Consider the following 18,606-nt stretch of genomic DNA (forward strand, 5'->3'; position numbering starts at 1 on the left):
TTATTTAATCATCCTTTTTGCGCCGTTTATTACGTTTAAGATATTCGTTTTAATCCAGTGTGGGTCCATCCATTCAAGTGGTTGTACCGGAATCCCTTGTACATATACCCCGAAATGTAAATGATCCCCGAATACCGCACCTGTCGCACCTGTTCTTGCAATTACCATTCCTCTATGAACCAAATCGCCTTTTTTTACTTTAAATTCGCTCGTATGCCCGTAAAGCGTATATAACCCGAGCCCGTGATAAATAATAAGTGCGTTTCCGTAAATTCCGATATATTCGTTTGCAACAACGCGTCCGTTATTGTTCGCATAAATTTTAGCTCTTTTGATTTTTGCCAAATCCACACCTTTATGAATAGCAAAAGAAATTTGCTCGCCTTTATAGTAATAGTGTCTTTTTTCTCCGAAATCGGCTCTTTTGGCACTTCCAGGTAACGGATTGAATCTTCTTATATAAAAGCTGTTTATTTTCTCTTCATATACTGGTGAAGTGATTTGTGAAATTTTAGCTTCGTTTATTTTTCTAACAGTTTCGTTTACTTTTTTGAATATCTCTACAGGGTCGTTCGGGATACTCATTCCCATTCTCTCAAGCACTCTTTTTGCCACTTGGTTTATAAATTTGTCATTAATTCTTATTTTTACGTCTTTAGGGTTATAAATTCCTCTTGTTCTCCAATAATACGGAATATGCTCTCTTACGATATTGCCCGCATAATCTTCGGCTACCAAAGTGGCATCAAAATTGTTTTCCCAAATAGGCCAAGCTATAAGTGCTACGTAATATCCTTTTTTATAAAAAGGAGTGAGTTTAAATTTATATTTTCCGTCCACTAAGATATAAGCGTCTTTTAGGTTTTTGTCGTTTACTTGCACCACGGCAGCGGCACTTCCGCCTCTTCCGATTGCATAAGAATTATTTACCACTTGCGCATCCGGAGCTACTTTATCCACTTCCAACGTTACCGATTTTTGAGCTTCGTTTCCTGCAAAAAAATGCCATTTAGAAGTATCCACAGCAGTTACAACAAGTCTTATTTCGTTCGCTTTAATGTTTTTAGGAAGTTTGATTTTTAAAGTAACGTTTTTTCCCATATTAGGATTATCGGCACTTGCAATAACTTCGGTATTGTTTCCGTTCATCAATACGACGGTATAAGATTTAATCCCGCTATCGTCTTTCAAATCCACCTCGATAGGATTTTTAAGATTCGTATATCCGTCGGTTTTTATGGTTATTTTAGGAGGATTTTTTTCAAACATAGGCGAAAAATAGACAAATCCGCCAGCTCCTATTATAAGTAGAAGTATCAATATCCAAAGTTTTTTCATTCTTCAACCTTTACTATTTCTTTTAAGTCTTCTTTAAGCATATTTTTTACTTTGTTAAAATCAAATTCGTCTTTTATAGTCGCTCCGGCAGCTCTTATATGTCCGCCGCCTCCGTATTTCACGGCCACTTTACTCACATCGGCGTAGTTTTTGCTTCTAAGAGATATTTTTATTCCGTCGTCGTCTTCTCTTAACATACAGGCAACTTCCACACTCGCAATCGCTCTAACACTATTTACTATCGTATCGGTATCGTCTTTAATAGCGCCCGTAATCTCCATCATCTCTTTCGTTACTTCCACAAAAGCGACTTTGCCCTCACAACAAAGCTCGATAGTATCGTATGCTTTTGCCAAAAGTCTAAGACGAGAGAGCCTATCTCTTTGAAACAACATCTTAGCCACAAAATCCGGTTTTGCTCCGCACTTTACAAGCTCTGCGGCCGTTTGAAACACTTTTTCGTTTACGCTTTCATACTGAAAACTTCCCGTATCGGTTACAAGCGCGGTATAAATGCAAGTAGCGCTATCTTCGTCTATTTCGACTCCGTTTGTTTTTAACATCTCAAAAACGACTTGAGAAGTCGAAGCGGCTTTGGGGTCGATAATATTGATATCTCCGTAATTAGTATTTGATATATGGTGGTCTATATTTATCAAAAAAGGAGGTTTTTCATCAATCCCGAGCCTATCGAAACTCCCGCAATCGAAACTTATCATCAAATCTACATTTTTCGGTAATTTATCCGTAACTTTATCAAAATTAGGCAAAAAATCTAAATATTGAGGCAAAGGCTTTGTTACATTGAAAACTTTTACGTTTTTACCCATTCTTTTCAAAATAGGATATAAACTAAGCGAACTGCCAAGCGCATCGCCGTCAGGATTTATATGTGATACCAAAACTATATTTTTAGCCTCTTTTATCTTTTCCCACGCTTTTTTAAAAAGCTCTTGCATAATTTTCCTTTTTTTTGAATTATAAAATTATAACATTTAAGATAAATTGAAAGTTAAATTCTAAGATTTTTGAAAAATTTAGACCATTCCTTTGGCTCTATATACGTATGCAAGCACTTCGGCAACGGCTTTATAGAGTTTTGGAGGTATGATTTCATCAACATCGACGCTTTTGTAAAGCTCTCTTGCCAAAGGAGGGTTTTCTACAATCATAACGTCGTGTTCTCTTGCGATTTCTTTTATTTTCAAAGCAAGATTATCCACTCCTTTTGCTATTACTCTTGGAGCTTCGTCTTTGGTTTTGTCATACCTTATAGCTACCGCGTAATGAGTCGGGTTTGTAATTACGACATCGGCTTTTGGCACTTCGCTCATCATTCTTTTTTTAGCCATTTCTCTTTGAATCTGTCTGATTTTCGCCTTTACTTCCGGGTTTCCCTCGGTTTGTTTATATTCGTCTTTTATCTCTTGTTTGCTCATTCTCATCGATTTTTTATAGCTGTATTTTTGATACGCAAAATCCAATACCGCAAAAACGAAAAAAACCCCGAGCATCGAAAAAATCAAAATCACGGCTTTATCGGAAAACCACTTTATCTGCTCGAAAAACTCCATAGATTCGACTCTTGGCATATCGTGAATAAAATCGAAAAACAGCCAAAACCCCACCAAAAACGCAATGATACTTTTTAGTATCATCTTTATACCCTCGACCACGGTCTTAGCGCTAAAGAGTCTTTTTAGACCTTTTACGGGATTGATTTTTTCAAATTTAGGAATAAGAGGTTTAGTAGTGAATAAAAACCCGAATTGCCCTACATTTCCGATAATCCCGGCAAGAATTAAAGCTATGAAAACGGGCGCTAAGACTATAAAAATATATTGAGTTGCTTTTAAAATAAGATTAAAAACGACGCTTTTTGTTATCTCCACTCCCACAAAACTTATAAAATACCTATAAAAATCCTCCATATAATAAGTAACGTATTTGATATAAAAAATAATAACTACACTCGCCACCAAAAGAACGACAAAAGCGCTCATTTCCATTGATTTGGCGATATTACCTTCTTTTCGGGCGTCCTCTAATTTTTTGGGGGTGGGTTCTTCCGTTTTTTCCATATCGTCAGCCATCACACCGCCTTAGAGAGATTTTTAAAAAACTTTTCTAACGATTCTCTTATCTCTTTTCTGTTAAAAGCAAGAGGTGATGGGTGATAGCAAACGCCGATTTTCAATTTCCCGATTTCGCTATCGATATTGTAATATCCGCATTTTTGAAGGTTTTTAACGTCTTTTACCAAATAAGAAAAGGCTTTTATAGCGGAATTTCCAAGAAGAAGTATGATTTTGGGTTTTACGATTTCTATCTCTTTTTTTAATAACTCGGCACCGATTTTAAGCTCTTTTGCTTTTGGAGTTCTGTTTTTTTTATCTTGAAACGTTCTAAAAGGAAATGCGTTCGTTATTAAAAAATCCCTTTTTCTATCAAAACCGCTGATAGAAATGAGATAGTTTAAATTTTCTCCAGCTTTACCTACGAAAGGTTGTTTTTGTTTAACTTCATTCTCCCCCGGAGCTTCCCCGATAATCATTATCGGATTATCGTTTTTTTCTTCCAAATAAGGGTCAAAAACATCCGTAAAGTCAATATTTTCATTAAGATGAGCTTTTATAAACTCGGCTCTTGTTTTATAAAACTCTTTTAATCTGTTTTTCCAATCCCCCAAAACAATCCTTATGCTTTAATATTCAAATTAGCACCCGTTCCCGTAGCCGCCGCTACTTGTTGTTCTATTTTCATCGTATTTTCGAAATTTTTTTCCAAAATATCCCCGACGATATTTTTAACGGTGTCTTCCGATTTTTTGATTACGTCGGTTTGAATCGCTACCATCATTGAAGTTGGAGACATATTGTTATCAACTTGCATCGATTATTCCTTTTATTTTTTTTATCGTTCCGTCGATATCTCTGTTTTCAATTATATAATCGGCAAGTTGTCTGTAAATATTATCTCTTTTTGAAAAAAGCTCTTTTGCTTTTTTAATATCCTGAAAAAGAGGTCTTTTTGCAATTTCGTCTTCACTCATTCTTTTTAAAATATCGTCAAAATCAACTTTCAAATATATTACAACTCCGGCTTCTTTAATCTCAGGAATAAATACCGGAAAACCTCCACCTACTGAAATTACGGTATTTTTTACGTTGTTTTTTATCCACTCGAAGCAATAGCGCTCTTTTTTTCTAAAACTCTCCTCACCTTCTTTTTCAAAAATCTCTTTTATACTTCTGTTTTCGAAATATTCGATTAAATTATCCGTATCGATAAAATAAGTATTTAACTCTTTTGCCAAAATTCTACCTATCGTACTTTTTCCGCTTCCCATAAACCCGGTAAGAATTACATTACCAGCACTCAATTTTTACGCCTTCGTCGGTTTTTGTAAGTTTATATTTATAGTTGGTATCGAAATATAAAACGACTCTGTAAAAACTTCCGTGAGAGCCTACAACAACTTTTTTTAAGAATATATTCGAGATATGTTTTTTGATAGTCGGAAAGTCTGATTTTCTTTTGAAATCCAAAATAATTCTAAAAGGTTTTACCAAAAAGAAACTTCTAATAAGCTTGTCTTTGGTTTTTATGAGGATTTTTTTATCTTTTATATAGATTGTCATAAATTTTGAAATTCTGTATTTTTTAAATCCGACCTCTTTGGGATTATGAAGTACGATAATAGGGGAGTGAAAATCGATATCTTTGTTTATCACAACCTCTTTTTGTTTGATATCGCTGTTTAGGTTTTGATAAACAAAGATGATTTTTTTAAGAACTCTTGCGTCGCTTGGCAAATAAACCTTGGCTTTTTTAAAATATTGAGGCTTTACAACCGTTGTGTTTTGAGGCGTAATTACGGGCTCGAAAGGATTCATTCTTGCAAAAAGCAAAACGCCGATTAGTAAAACTAAAAATCTCACTATCCCTCCAATTCTTTAAGTTCGAAATACTCTTTTTGAAGTTTTTCGTTCTCTTTTTTTAGGTTATTAACTCTTTGTTGCAATATTTTTTTTGTGTTTTGCAACTCTATCATTTGAGAAAAAGACCTCTCTCCGAACATCAAATTAATAATGTATATACCCACAAGAATCGAAGCCGCAATAACGATTAAAATTTTAAAATCGAATCTTTTTTTATGAAAAACGTTATCGAAATCTATCATTGATTAACTCCGATGAAAAGGAAAAATCCTTTCATCGATTAAAATAACTCTTTTCCGATATATTCGGCACCCGCAACGCTTCTGTTGATTTGAAGAAGTCTGTTGTATTTAGCCGTTCTCTCACCTCTTGCAGGAGCACCTGTTTTGATTTGTCCTGTATTTAGCGCAACCGCAAAATCGGCAATAAACGCATCTTCGCTCTCACCGCTTCTGTGACTCATTACGCAGTTGTAGTTGTTTCTTTGAGCAAGTCTAACCGTTTGCATAGTCTCCGTTACGGTTCCGATTTGGTTTGGTTTGATTAAAATAGCGTTTGCAACGCCTAAATCGATACCTTTTCTTAAAAGTTTTTTGTTTGTTACGAACAAATCGTCACCCACAAGTTGGATTTTGTCACCAAGTTTTTCAGTTAGAAGTTTCCAACCTTCCCAATCTTCCTCAGCCATCCCGTCTTCAAGAGATACGATAGGGAATTTTTCCACAAGCTCCGCATAAAATTCAACCATCTCTTCTTTGCTTAGAGTTCTGTTTTCTCCTGCAAGTACGTATTTTCCGTCTTTATAAAACTCGCTACTTGCCGCATCAAGTGCTATTGCCACTTGCTCTCCCGGTTTATATCCGGCTTTTTCGATAGCTCTTAAAATATACTCGATAGGTTCTACGTTGTTTTTGAAGTTAGGAGCGAATCCTCCCTCGTCTCCGAGAGCCGTAGGATGTCCGTCGGCTTCAAGTAATTTTTTTAGAGTGTGATAAATTTCCGAAGATGCTCTTAAAGCCAAATCGAAATCGTCAAACCCTACCGGCATAATCATATACTCTTGTAAATCCACGTCGTTATCCGCGTGAGCTCCTCCGTTGATGATATTTAACATAGGAGTAGGAATTACAAGCGCGTTGCTACCTCCTAAATATCTGTAAAGAGGCAGATTCAAACTTCTTGCCGCAGCTCTCGCAACAGCCATAGAAACGCCTAAAATCGCGTTTGCTCCGAGTTTGCTTTTGTTTTCAGTTCCGTCAAGTTCAAGCATAATATTATCGATTTCGGCTTGATCGTAAGGACTTAGACCGATAAGCTCGTTTGCAATAATCGTATTTACGTTTTCGCAAGCTTTCAGTACGCCTTTTCCACCGAATCTGTCGTCTTTGTCTCTAAGTTCAAGCGCTTCGTTCACCCCTGTACTCGCACCGCTTGGTACGATTGCGCTCGCACTGCTTCCGTCACTCAAATAAACAGTCGCTCTAACAGTAGGATTCCCTCTACTATCAAGAACCTCATCAGCAAAAATATTATCAATTACTACCATCTATTCTCCTTTTAAATTTAATTCGTCTTCGTTGTCTTTGTTGTTTTCGATTGCGTCTATCATATGAGAAAGTTCCACACCCAAAGCTTCTTTTATTTTTTGTTCTATCTCTTGAGCAAGTTCAGGATGCTCTTTTAAATAAGCTTTCGCGTTTTCTTTTCCTTGACCGAGTCTTGTAGCGCCATAACTAAACCAGCTACCGCTTTTATCGATAATATCAAGTTTTACTCCGTAATCTAAAAGTTCGCCCTCTCTACTGATTCCTTTTCCGAACATAATGTCGAATTCAGCAATTCTAAACGGAGGTGCGACTTTGTTTTTGACCACTTTTACTTTTACTCTGTTTCCTACTTCTTTGTCGCCTTGTTTTAAAGTTGCGATTCTTCTTACATCAAGTCTTACAGACGAATAGAATTTAAGAGCGTTACCACCCGTAGTAGTTTCAGGGCTTCCGTATCCCATCATTCCGATTTTCATTCTTATTTGGTTGATAAATACCACCGTCGTATTCATTTTATGAATAGCGGCTGTCAGTTTTCTTAGAGCCTGGCTCATAAGTCTTGCTTGCACACCTACTTGCGCATCACCCATATTTCCTTCGATTTCCGCTTTTGGAGTTAAAGCCGCTACCGAGTCGATTACGATAATATCAACGGCACCGCTTCTTGCAAGCGTCTCTACAATCTCAAGAGCTTGTTCTCCGTAATCCGGCTGAGAAACCAAAAGATTATCGATATCAACACCGATATTTCTTGCATAAATAGGGTCAAAAGCATGTTCCGCGTCTATAAACGCAGCAATTCCGCCTTGTTTTTGAGCCTGTGCGATAATAGATAGCGCAAGAGTCGTTTTACCACTACTCTCCGGCCCGTAAATTTCAGTAATTCTTCCTTTTGGAATACCGCCTATTCCAAGAGCCAAATCAAGCCCGAAACTTCCGGTAGGAATAGAAGCGATAGGTTCTATCTCTTTTTCACTTAATTTTACCAAAGAACCTTTACCGAACTGCTTTTCAACCTGTTTTAAAGCAAGTTCGAGTGCTTTTTGCTTTTTTTCGTCCATAAAAATCCTTTATGCATAATATATGCAATTATAACAAAAAAAAGAGGGAGTTATTCAGCGGCTGTGGTTTCTTGGTTGGGGTTGTCAGCGGCGTTTTCTATAAGACATTCCAAAATATCTTCTTTATAGGGATTGTTTTTTAAATGAGCTTTAGCCCACCTTTTTAGCTGTTTCATAGTTTTTGTTTTAGGATCGGGGGTGTGAAATTTTTTGAAAAGCTCTTCGCACGTAAATCCGAAAAGAGAGCACACAAAACACACCGTTATCACTATTTCTCTCATTTTTACCACCTAACGTCGTAAGTTAAATAGATAAGTTTTAAAGCGTCGTTTACTTTATCCGGCTCTCCGTTTGGAGCGTAGTACATTCCGTCGTAGTTATAATTAATATCCGCATACATATACCCGAGCCTAAAGTATTGGTACAAATCGACTTTGTATATCGCATAAAAATCGTGCACGTTTCCTCTGATAGCGAGTTTGTTTATAGGGTCGTAAAGATTTGTCGAAAAACTAAACCAATATTTTGAGCCGTGATTAAACTCATAGCCTATTTTCCAATGCCTAAAATCATATCTCCCGCCAATATGATAAGCGTATCCGTTGTTTTTTAAAAGCTCGACTTCGGTATCGGGCACTCCGTCGTTATTCAAATCGGCAACTCCTTTTTTGCCGTTGCCTTTAGGTATCGCATAAGCAAAAGAGACAAAATAATTCCACCTCGTATCAAACGCTCTTAGATTTTCAAAATAAACCCCGAAATGTTCATAATCCCCTAAATCCTGATTAGCCGTAGCATTTCTGTCATCAAAAGGATTAGTGACAAGATGAGTCGTTTTTACGCCTGTTAGGATAAATAGATTTCTTCCCATTTTTTCGATAGGTAGAGCTCCTTCGAAAAAAACTCCGTAAACGTTTGTGTCTTTAATACCGGGATTCTCAGCCGCCCAGCCGTAAAATGGGTCTTGCCATTCGTATCCTTTCCCGTAAGCAAATCTGAATTTACATTTCGGAATATACGGATTTTTGTATTTGTAAGTAAATACCACCCCGTCAGCCGCGCCGTTGAACAAAAGCGCCGGATAAGTCGCTTTTCTTGGAGTGTCGTATTTTAGGTTCATTCCCGGTCCGTCGCTACTTGGCTGACGACCGATTGTCATAATAAAGTTTTTCGTAATATGAAAATCAACATAAGCCCTTTCTACAAAAAGAGCCGAAGTCCCGTCCGCTCGACCTTGAAGAGCGTCAAGCTGAGATAAATCCTCACCTCTTGAATTTCCCCAAGCCTTACTCATCATAAGCCTACCGGTAAATTTCGTGCGCTCGTTTATTCTCGTTTCCATATTGAGTTTTAATCTCATATCCCATTTATTGGGGTTGCTAAAGTGTTTATTATCATACGTCCCGCTATAAAACCCCCAATTTACTTCCAACTCACCTCCCCACTTAATCCTATTAATGCTCGCTTCAAATTCGTTCTCATCGACTCTTTGAGATAGCGCTTCTATTTTTGCGTTAAATTCCGCTTTTAATTTTTCTATCTGTTTTTGAATATCCTGATTTGAAGCGAATAATAGACTCGCACTTAAAAACAATAAAAGCTTTTTCATTCTTTCTCCTTTAAATTATTGATATCAAAAGGTTTCGAAAAATAATATCCTTGCAAACAATCAACTCCGTATTTTTCTAAACACTCGGCTATTTCGGCATTTTCTACAAACTCGGCAATCGTTTTAAGTTCAAAAATCTTAGCCATACTCACGATAACTTGAATAAGTTTTTTATTGTTTTCGTTTTTCATCATATCTTTAATCAAACTACCGTCAAGCTTTAATATCGTAACGGGCATTTTTCGAATTAAATACGAAATATTGCTATTACCAGAACCGAAATCGTCAATAGCAATCTCAACCCCTACCATCTCTCTTAAAAAAATTAAAAATCCCAATAACTCCTCATCCATAAGCTTTTCATCTTCCAAAAGCTCTATTGTCAATTTTTCACTAACTTTATATTCATCTATCATATCGAGAAGATATTTTTTGAAGCTAACGTTTGAGAGTTCCATAACCGACAAATTGATAGAAAAATTCGAATCGATTTTCGAAAAAACTTCAAAACTTTTTTTAATCATAACTTTTTGCAAATCTACATACAACCCCGCTCTTTTCGCATGTTCTAAGAAAAAAGGAGGATAAATTTTGCCGTTATGCTCAAGCCTTAAAAGTACTTCGTATTTTTTCGTCTCTTTTGTTTTCGCGTCCACTATAGGTTGAACGTAAGGGATGATTTTGTCATCTCTTAGAGCTTGTTTGATTATGTTTTTCCACTCCATATACTCTTTATAATTTTTGACTATTTCCAAATTTTCGTCAAAAATTACGATTTTTCCCATTTTTTTATTTTTTGCATATTTAAGAGCCATATCGGCTTTTTCTATACTCTCTCCTATTCCGGCACTAAGAGAAATTTCAATTTCATGTCCGTCGATTTTAATATTGTTTTTTTCTATATTTCTGATAACTTTTTCAACTATATCGTGTACTACATTACAGTCATCTCCTAAAATACCGTACTCATCGGCAGAAAGTTTATAAACAGGAGTATATTTCGAAATAAATTCTCCAACTTTCATTAATACTTTATCACCGATTTCCATTCCGTAAAAATCATTAATCTCTTTAAAAGAGTCAATATTTAACAATCCTATACATTTATTAGGATTTCGTTTAATGTCATAAAGAAATCTTTCTCTATTTGGAAGATTCGTAAGCTTATCGGTTACGTAGCTTTTAAGTAGTTCTTGAGTTTTTCTTTCGACTTCTTGTTTTAAATTTTTATTTAATAAATCAAGCTTTTTATTTACTTCTTCAAGCTCTTTATTTTTTCTTGAAATCTCTTTTTCATAATCTTCGATTACTCTTTTTAAAAGTTTGTTTTCATATTTAGTAATCAAAAACACAACTACTACAAATAACGTAGAAATAATCAAATATATTTTTAAGATTTCTCTAAGTTCGTTTTTGATTCTCTGTTTTTTTAAATTTATTAAGTTATTAACTTCATCAATATAAATACCCCCGAAAATCGCCCAATTATACGGCTTATAAAGTTTTACGTAAGATATTTTTTTATAAAGTTTGCCGTTTCTTTTAAACCAATAAACAAAATACCCTTCTCCTTTTTTCGTAATAAGCTTCAAATACTCTTTTCTATACTCGATTCCTTTTGCGTCCTTTTTATCATCATTTAGATAAAGCCCTTCCCAATCGGGATTTTTCGGATAAGCTACGAATTTCGCAAACTTTCTCCCACCGTTGAAGTTTTCTATTTTTATAATCGATATATATCCGTTGTTAAAAACGAATTGCATAGTATGTACTAAGTTTATTACTTTTTTTTGAACCATTTTGTCTATATCTTGCTGTGCCAAACCTAAAATGATAGTGTAATGTCGATTATTGATTTTGACTTCTTTTGCAAAGATATAATATTTTTTATTTTTAATGAAAATATCTATTTTCCCTATAGGTTTATAATCAAAAAGCTCTTCGGGCAAATTTCCGTGGTGAAAAATCACTTTGTTATTTTCTCTAACGATTACCTTATAAAAACTATGCTCAAAAATATATCTATTGAAAAACATAGGAAGTTTCTCAAGAGGTATATTTTTAAGAACATCGCTCAAAAACTCTACGTCTTGTTTTAGTCTCTCAAGTTTTTTTTGAGTTTCCGTTTTTGAGATGTAGTTTATGTAGTTAATTAAATTATCCACCTGATTTTTAATCGTCGCTTTTTTAGCATTGATATACTCTTGTTTTGTAAATTCTATATCTCTTTGCAAAGACATATTAAGTACATAATATACACTCGCAAAACTCAAAATAGAAAATACGACAACAACTCCTATTATCGAAAGGTAATTGAGTTTCAATATGCGATTTTTAAGTTTTTCGGTCTTCGCCACTTTTTCATCCTTTCGTATTGACACCGTTTTATAATCGACACTTATTTGAATATCATTAACCTCTTTGGTTATAATTTTTTCCAGGAAAAAAGGAAAAATGAATCAGTAATCACTAAAAATCAAACAACAGGACAAAATTATGAAAGAATATACAATAGCTCACTCTCCCGATGCCGACGATATTTTTATGTACTATGCAATCAAATTCGGCTGGATAGGAGATAAAAAATATAAATTTCAAAATATCGCCGAAGACATTGAAACCCTCAATCAAAAAACATTAAAAAACATCTACGACGTAAGCGCCATAAGTTTCGGGGCTTATCCTTTCTTAAAAGACGAATACGCCCTTTTAAAAACGGCAATAAGTTTCGGATACGGATACGGGCCGAAACTCGTAAAATTAAAAGGTAAAAAACTTAAAAGAAATTTCAAAGTGGCCCTAAGCGGAGAATACACAACAAACGCTCTTATTTTTAAAATCTACTATCCGAATGCAAGAATCGTATATAAAAATTTTCTTGATATCGAAAAAGCTGTGCTTGATGGGGAGGTGGACGCCGGAGTTTTGATTCATGAAAGTATTTTGACTTTCGATGAGAGACTTGAAGTTGAAAAAGAACTATGGGATATTTGGGTGGAGCTTGTAGGCAATAGGCCTCTTCCGCTTGGCGGAATGGCTATTAGACGCTCCATTCCTTTACTTGATGCGATAAATATTGAAGATATCCTGACAAAAGCCGTAGAAGTCGCAAACAAACACAAAAATCTTTTGGCTAAAATGTTAATTGAGAGAAATTTGGTAAGAGTGGATGACAAAACTCTTGATAAATATTTAAGCCTTTATGCAAACGACAAATCGATATCTCTTGATGAAGAACAAATCGAATCTATTAATAAATTGTACGAATTGGGATATAAAGCGGGAATATTACCTTGTATGAAAGATGTAAGAGAATATATGATTCCGAGAGAATATAAAAAAGTAAGAGAAGGTAACTTTTAATTTAAATCTTAAAGTAATAAAAATACCAAATAAAAATATATATATATAAAATTAATAAATAAAGCGAAACAATTGCAAATTTTAATGGAAAAAAAGCGTTAAAAAAAGCACACAAGCTCGAAGAGGTCTGGGCTTTTTAGCTTTTTTGCAATGGCCAAAATTTGCTCTCTTGTTGAGCTTATTTCATTAATTCTTATATTTTATTTATTTTATAATACTTAAAAAAAAGGCAAAAAATGGACTTTCAAGAATGGCTTAAAAAAAACGAACTAAGCCTGAAATGCAAACCAAGAACCCAAAGAGCAAGCTATATAGAGTTTTTCGAAGGAGAGTTCAAAGGCGACAAAATCCCCGAATTCAAAAGAGGAGAAGTATATTTTGCAAAGCTAACGGATAGTGCTAAAACAAGACCTTTTTTAATCTACCAAAACGATTATCTAAATAGAGCCTGTTATGAAGGATTGTATCATACCGTAGTGGTTTTACCTCTTTCGGGACAGATTTTGGGAGGAGATTACAGAGTTTTGATAAAAAAAAGAGACAATATGACAAGAGATAGCGAAATAGTCGCTACCGCAATTGGTATAATATCGACAGGTAAAATTATTTTTTCCAAAGGATTGGTTACGAAACTGACACAAGAAGAACTTCAAAAAGTCGATTCGGCGGTAAAAAAAGTTTTAGGAATGGAAAATGCAATCTGAAATTATAGCTCTTGCCGTTGCGGCGCTTAAATTAGCACTATTGTTATCGCTACCTGCACTGCTTGTCGGTATGATTGTGGGGCTTATAGTATCTATTTTTCAAGCCACTACTCAAATCAACGAAATGACACTGAGTTTCGTGCCGAAAATCATAGCGATTGCGGTTGTATTAATTTTAACCCTTCCTTGGATGATGAACGAAATGATAGATTTTACAAAATACGTTTTTAGTCTTATACCTACTTTTCTTAGATAATTTTATATCTGTCAATCATCGACAAATCTTTTAGTAATTTTTTCAAATTCACCATCCCCTCGTATTCACCCGAAACATTTACATACGGAACGTATTCGGAGCTTATAAGCCCCAAAACCTTAACGATTTCATCGCTTTTATAGTTTTCTCTCCAAACTATCGGATGAGTGTTTAGGACGTTTTTTATTTTTTCGTTTTTGTTTTTTAGTTTCAGTCTTATATCTTTAAAAGAGAGAACGCCTATTAATTTATTGTTTTCATCCACAACGGGCATCGATTTGAAGTTGTTTTTTCTAAAATGTAAAAACGCTTCTTTCACACTCAAGTCGGCTCTTAGAGGCTCGATATAAACAAGATAACTATAAACTTTCATCTTATCAAGAAACCTCAAAACATTAGGATTTTCTATATCGATTCCTTTTTGGATAAGACTTCTTTTAAAATAACCGCCGGGTTCATACTTAGAGACGATAAAAGCGGTTATTGAAGAGGCTATTAAAGACGGTATCAAAAGCTGATACGAATGTGTAAGCTCTATTATAATAATCGTACTTCTAAGTGGCGCTTTCGATATTCCGGCAAGCATAGCCACACTTCCGACAAGTGCCAAGACCCTGGGGTCAGCTCCTAAATGAATAAAAAAGTCACCTATCATATATCCGCCAAAAGCGCCTATAAAAATAGAAGGAGACATAAGACCTCCAAAAAGCCCGCTTCCAAAAGTAATGATTATTGCGATAAGTTTCGTAAAAGTAATAATAAACACCTGATAAAAATCAAAACCGTTTTTAAATAGAGCCGTTATATATTCATACCCTACTCCCCTAATCTCCGGAACCGCCCAAATTAACAATCCCACCAAAAATCCGTTAAAAACGACAATTTTATACCAATAATCCTTAAGAGTTACTCTTAATTTTCTAAAAAACTCAAAAAAATAAAAAACAACGACACTCAAAAGTGCAAATACGACTCCCACAATCGGCACTATATAAAAATAGATATTCGAAAATTCAAGATGAGGTACGAAAAAAGCCGTATAATCTCCCAAAAATTCTCTTGCTATAAGCGTAGCGGTTGCGGTGGAAACGATAAGAGGAATGATAATATACGTATTTATTCTTCCTACAATAATTTCAATAGCAAGTATCACACCCGCAAGCGGAGCGTTAAAAGTCGCAGCAATTGCAGATGAAACGGCAGCCGCAAGGTAAATCGGGATATTAACTTTTGCAACTTTTATTATTTTGATAAAAATCTCACCCAAAAGCCCTCCGAGTTTTGCAATAGGAGCCTCCCTACCCACAGGTAATCCGAATCCGATATTAAGAGAAGTCAAAAACAGAACCAAAAGTCCTTTGATAATAGAAAAATTACCGGCCATTAAAGATATTTTTTTTGCGATATGATCAAGAGTGATATTGGAGGTGTTAATTAAAAGCTTGTTTATTAAAAAATAGGAAAAAAGAAAAATAAAAGGCATCGTAAAAAGATAAAAAACATCATTATGTAAAAAGTTAATATTTACAAACAAAAACTTAAAAAAAGCTATAAGTTTCCTAAATAAAATCGCCGAAAAACCACCGATAATTCCTAAAACTACCGGGATGAAGACGAAATGTAAAAATTCATCCCTTCTCATTATGTCTCTTCACCGAAAAGCTTCTTAGCGAACCTTTGAATATATTTTTTTGACCGAGATACGTAGAATATCCGAAACTCGTCAAATAACTCGTAATAACAGCCGCTGTCATAGGAATAACCACGTCGTCATGACTCATCTCAGTAATCATCACGATAGCCGCAAGAGGTGTTTTTGCCGCAGCAGCAAGCGCCGCACCCATTCCGGCAAGCGTAAAAGTAATGAATTGGTCGTTAAAAAAGTGTCCGAAAATATTACCGACCGCACTTCCCATAATAAGCACCGGCAAAACAAGTCCCCCCGGAATACCGAAAGCCAAAGTAAAACTCGTAATAAAAAACGTCGAAACTATAATCACCACATCATCACTTATAGAAAATGAAAAATTCGCCATTTTAGAAAGTATTTGCATATTCGCAGGAGCGCTTAATACGTCCATATCTTTCGTATAATAATACAAAAATATAATAAAAGGTACCGCTATCAAAGTCCCGATAACGGGTCTCATTTGAGTCTTAAAAGCACGGGAGACTTTTTGAGCGAAATGAAAAAATATCGTATAAAAATAGATAAGAGCGGAAATTGCCAGTCCCATCATAATAATATAAGGAATCGTATCCAAATTCCAAATAGGCTTACCGCTAAGGTCGATAAACGGATGATTTCCTCTAAAAAAAGAAAAAGTAAGATAACTCACAATTGAAGCCACAATCATCGGAATAAAAGGACGATAGTCAAAATCGTACATATTTTCAAGCTCCATAGCAAAAATACTACTTCCAAGCGGAGCTTTCAAAAGTGCCCCGGTAAATGCACCCCCGCCTATAAGTCCGAGCATATTTTTGTATTTTTTGCTAAATCCGTAAACTTTTCCCATCCATTCTCCAAGTGCTACTCCCAAGAAAAAAGAAGGCCCCTCACGACCGGCGATAAAACCGCCCGATAACGTAAAAATAGCGACGATTATTTTATGAAAAATAATTTTAAAAGAGATATACTTTCTTGTCTTTAAATGCAAAATCGAATATCCAATCCCCGGACCCTCGACTTCGGGATATTTTTTGATAACAATACCTACAATTATCGATACTATTACCGGATAAATAAAAAAATAAATTACGTCTTTTGAGAGAAAATTATTGATTTTTATTACCATCAAATCCATAAATGAAGCTATAATACCGGTAGTAATACCGATTGCAATAGCAAAAGGTAGCCACTTCCCTAAGAAAAACACGATAGATAAAACGTCGATTCTCATATTTGATGAGGTAACGATTTCTTTAAAAGAGTTTTTAATATACGATAAAATATTAATGTCGTCTTTTTCGAAAAGAAGTTTTTTTAATTTTTCAATCATAAGTTTTCCTTTTGGAAGTGATAATTTTTTATTATAAATCACAAAACTTAAACTTTTTTTAAGGACGGATATGATAGTCGATTTTTCAAAACTTTCATATATAAAAATAGGACCTAAAATTGAGGTAAAAGCTCTACACGAAGATAATTATGAAAACGAATTCGTAATAGGAAGAGCCACAAACACGCTAATTTCAAACAACCCGCCTAAACTTGCTATTTTGGACGACAGATACAAATTCATAGATATAAAAAACGGATATTTAAAAGTGGGAGCAAAAACACAAAACAGAACGCTTTATAGTTTTTGCAAGAGAAACGACATTAAAGGTTTCGAGTTTTTGGCAAAACTTCCCGGAAGCATAGGCGGTAGTATCAAAATGAATGCGGGAGTCAAAGAGTATGAAATTTCAAACTCTCTTTTGGCTATCAAAACCCTAAAAGGCTGGGTTGAAAAAAAAGATATAAATTTCGATTATAGATATTCGGATATAAACGAGCCTGTTTTCGAAGCAATTTTCGAACTAAAACAAGGGTTTGATTACGAACTTGACGAAAAGTTAAAAATCTTGCGCCAAAATCAACCGTTAGAGCCGAGTTTAGGTAGCGTATTTAAAAATCCAAAAGGCGATTTTGCCGGAAGACTTATAGAAAAAGTAGGTATGAAAGGTATGCAAAAAGGCGGCATAAAAGTAAGTGAAAAACACGCTAATTTTTTTATAAACGTCGGAGGCGGTACGTTTGAAGATATGATGTTTTTGATAAACGAAGCGAAAAAAAGAGTTTTTGAAAGTTTCGGAATAAAATTGGAAGAAGAGATAGTTATTTTGTAGTTTTTTCTATTTTCGAATGAATAAAAGCGGCTATCAAAAGCCCAAGACCAAGCGTACCTGTGATAAGCTCCCCTACATGGAAGAAAATTTTTAAAAGCATAATAACCGCTAAAACTCCGATTGCGTAATGAGCGCCGTGTTCTAAATATTTGTATTCGTCCAAAACGCCTTTTTCGACCATCCAAATCGTAAGACTTCTAACGAACATAGCCCCGACACCAAGACCGATCATAATAAGCCAAATATTCGGAGTAATAGCAAACGCTCCTATTACTCCGTCAAAACTAAAACTCGCATCCAACACTTCAAGATACAAAAGCCCCATAAGACCGCTTTTTACACCCTCGGCACTGAAAGCTTCGTTTACTCCTTTTAAAATTGAATAACTAAGCAGTCCCAAAAAGTAAGCAATAGCAACTTCGTAACTTTTTGCATCGTATGTTACTATTATTCCGATAATCATAGCCACTATTAAAGAGATATTGTTTACTCTTCCGAATTTCTCAGCCGTTCTCTCAAACGGCTTAATCCACCTAACCTCTTTTTCTTCAAACAAAAAGTCACTAAAAACCATCCATAAAAACGCCCCACCGAACGCATAAATCAGTTTTTCGGCGCTAAGCAGTATTTGATGATATTTCTCAGGGTCAAAAAGCGCTATATGAATAGTATCTTGCAAAGAAAGTCCGGCAGCCACCGCTACGATAATCACTGGAAAAACAAGCCTCATACCGAATACCGCAATAATAATTCCCCAAGTTAAAAATCTCTTTTGCCAAACTTCATCCATCGTTTTTAAAATTTTTGCGTTAACAACGGCGTTATCAAACGATAAACTAACCTCCAAAACGGCAAGAATGGCAGTCAGATACACCGCGGCAAAACCGCCTAAAAAATAAGCGGCGACCAATCCCGCTACGGCGATAATAAAAGAGACGTAAAAATATTTCAAC

Annotated in this window: 20 protein-coding genes; 4 read left to right on the forward strand and 16 right to left on the reverse strand. The window is 35.2% G+C overall.

Features of this window, described 5'->3' with window-relative positions:
• The 13 genes from EDC58_RS05325 to EDC58_RS05385 all read right to left on the reverse strand — a co-directional run bounded on the left by EDC58_RS05325 (nt 1) and on the right by EDC58_RS05385 (nt 11,853).
• Complete coding sequence (locus EDC58_RS05325) at nt 1-1,338, reverse strand: M23 family metallopeptidase (protein WP_123352475.1); 1,338 nt, start codon at nt 1,336-1,338, stop codon at nt 1-3.
• A complete protein-coding gene (locus EDC58_RS05330; RefSeq protein WP_123352476.1) occupies nt 1,335-2,297 on the reverse strand; it encodes a DHH family phosphoesterase in 963 nt (320 codons plus the stop codon). Before EDC58_RS05330 ends, EDC58_RS05325 begins: the two co-directional genes overlap by 4 nt.
• A gap of 78 nt (nt 2,298-2,375) precedes the next feature.
• Complete coding sequence (gene flhB / locus EDC58_RS05335) at nt 2,376-3,434, reverse strand: flagellar biosynthesis protein FlhB (protein ID WP_420836387.1); 1,059 nt, start codon at nt 3,432-3,434, stop codon at nt 2,376-2,378.
• Nucleotides 3,431-4,027, reverse strand: a complete 597-nt coding sequence (locus EDC58_RS05340; RefSeq protein WP_123352478.1) for a uracil-DNA glycosylase — start codon at nt 4,025-4,027, stop codon at nt 3,431-3,433. The genes flhB and EDC58_RS05340 overlap by 4 nt, the downstream gene beginning before the upstream one ends.
• An 8-nt stretch (nt 4,028-4,035) precedes the next feature.
• Nucleotides 4,036-4,230 (reverse strand): shikimate kinase, encoded by a 195-nt coding sequence (locus EDC58_RS05345; RefSeq protein WP_123352479.1) that lies wholly within the window; start codon nt 4,228-4,230, stop codon nt 4,036-4,038.
• A complete protein-coding gene (locus tag EDC58_RS05350; RefSeq protein WP_123352480.1) occupies nt 4,220-4,720 on the reverse strand; it encodes a shikimate kinase in 501 nt (166 codons plus the stop codon). The genes EDC58_RS05345 and EDC58_RS05350 overlap by 11 nt, the downstream gene beginning before the upstream one ends.
• Nucleotides 4,707-5,279 carry an AMIN domain-containing protein gene (locus EDC58_RS05355; RefSeq protein ID WP_123352481.1) on the reverse strand — a complete coding sequence of 191 codons (573 nt, stop codon included), beginning with the start codon at nt 5,277-5,279 and terminating at the stop codon, nt 4,707-4,709. The genes EDC58_RS05350 and EDC58_RS05355 overlap by 14 nt, the downstream gene beginning before the upstream one ends.
• Complete coding sequence (locus tag EDC58_RS05360) at nt 5,279-5,521, reverse strand: septum formation initiator family protein (protein WP_123352482.1); 243 nt, start codon at nt 5,519-5,521, stop codon at nt 5,279-5,281. The genes EDC58_RS05355 and EDC58_RS05360 overlap by 1 nt, the downstream gene beginning before the upstream one ends.
• A 38-nt stretch (nt 5,522-5,559) precedes the next feature.
• On the reverse strand, nt 5,560-6,825 hold the full coding sequence (eno, locus tag EDC58_RS05365; RefSeq protein WP_123352483.1) for a phosphopyruvate hydratase: 1,266 nt from the start codon (nt 6,823-6,825) through the stop codon (nt 5,560-5,562).
• A complete protein-coding gene (gene recA, locus EDC58_RS05370) occupies nt 6,826-7,887 on the reverse strand; it encodes a recombinase RecA (RefSeq protein WP_123352484.1) in 1,062 nt (353 codons plus the stop codon). It lies immediately after the preceding gene.
• Nucleotides 7,888-7,937: 50 nt separating this feature from the next.
• A complete protein-coding gene (locus EDC58_RS05375; RefSeq protein ID WP_123352485.1) occupies nt 7,938-8,168 on the reverse strand; it encodes a hypothetical protein in 231 nt (76 codons plus the stop codon).
• 2 nt (nt 8,169-8,170) lie between these two features.
• Nucleotides 8,171-9,496, reverse strand: a complete 1,326-nt coding sequence (locus tag EDC58_RS05380) for a DUF3373 family protein (protein ID WP_123352486.1) — start codon at nt 9,494-9,496, stop codon at nt 8,171-8,173.
• Nucleotides 9,493-11,853 carry an EAL domain-containing protein gene (locus EDC58_RS05385; protein ID WP_123352487.1) on the reverse strand — a complete coding sequence of 787 codons (2,361 nt, stop codon included), beginning with the start codon at nt 11,851-11,853 and terminating at the stop codon, nt 9,493-9,495. The genes EDC58_RS05380 and EDC58_RS05385 overlap by 4 nt, the downstream gene beginning before the upstream one ends.
• Before the next feature lie 139 nt (nt 11,854-11,992).
• Here EDC58_RS05385 and EDC58_RS05390 point away from each other — a divergent pair, with 139 nt between their 5' ends.
• From EDC58_RS05390 to fliQ, 3 genes are all read left to right on the forward strand, one after another.
• Nucleotides 11,993-12,859, forward strand: coding sequence for a menaquinone biosynthesis family protein (locus tag EDC58_RS05390; RefSeq protein ID WP_180937082.1), 867 nt, complete (start codon nt 11,993-11,995; stop codon nt 12,857-12,859).
• Nucleotides 12,860-13,095: 236 nt separating this feature from the next.
• Nucleotides 13,096-13,563 (forward strand): type II toxin-antitoxin system PemK/MazF family toxin, encoded by a 468-nt coding sequence (locus EDC58_RS05395; RefSeq protein WP_123352489.1) that lies wholly within the window; start codon nt 13,096-13,098, stop codon nt 13,561-13,563.
• Nucleotides 13,553-13,819, forward strand: a complete 267-nt coding sequence (gene fliQ / locus EDC58_RS05400; RefSeq protein ID WP_123352490.1) for a flagellar biosynthesis protein FliQ — start codon at nt 13,553-13,555, stop codon at nt 13,817-13,819. The genes EDC58_RS05395 and fliQ overlap by 11 nt, the downstream gene beginning before the upstream one ends.
• Here fliQ and EDC58_RS05405 read toward each other — a convergent pair.
• Nucleotides 13,812-15,461, reverse strand: coding sequence for a chloride channel protein (locus tag EDC58_RS05405; protein ID WP_123352491.1), 1,650 nt, complete (start codon nt 15,459-15,461; stop codon nt 13,812-13,814). The genes fliQ and EDC58_RS05405 overlap by 8 nt on opposite strands.
• Nucleotides 15,448-16,821, reverse strand: coding sequence for a chloride channel protein (locus EDC58_RS05410; protein WP_123352492.1), 1,374 nt, complete (start codon nt 16,819-16,821; stop codon nt 15,448-15,450). Before EDC58_RS05410 ends, EDC58_RS05405 begins: the two co-directional genes overlap by 14 nt.
• A gap of 70 nt (nt 16,822-16,891) precedes the next feature.
• On the opposite strand from EDC58_RS05410, the gene EDC58_RS05415 reads away from it, so the two are divergent.
• A complete protein-coding gene (locus EDC58_RS05415) occupies nt 16,892-17,653 on the forward strand; it encodes a UDP-N-acetylmuramate dehydrogenase (protein WP_123352493.1) in 762 nt (253 codons plus the stop codon).
• Here EDC58_RS05415 and EDC58_RS05420 read toward each other — a convergent pair.
• A complete protein-coding gene (locus EDC58_RS05420; RefSeq protein WP_123352494.1) occupies nt 17,643-18,605 on the reverse strand; it encodes a DUF475 domain-containing protein in 963 nt (320 codons plus the stop codon). The genes EDC58_RS05415 and EDC58_RS05420 overlap by 11 nt on opposite strands.
• Nucleotide 18,606 lies beyond the last annotated feature (1 nt).

This window comes from Caminibacter pacificus (genome assembly GCF_003752135.1).
Taxonomy (GTDB): Bacteria; Campylobacterota; Campylobacteria; order Campylobacterales; family Nautiliaceae; genus Caminibacter; species Caminibacter pacificus.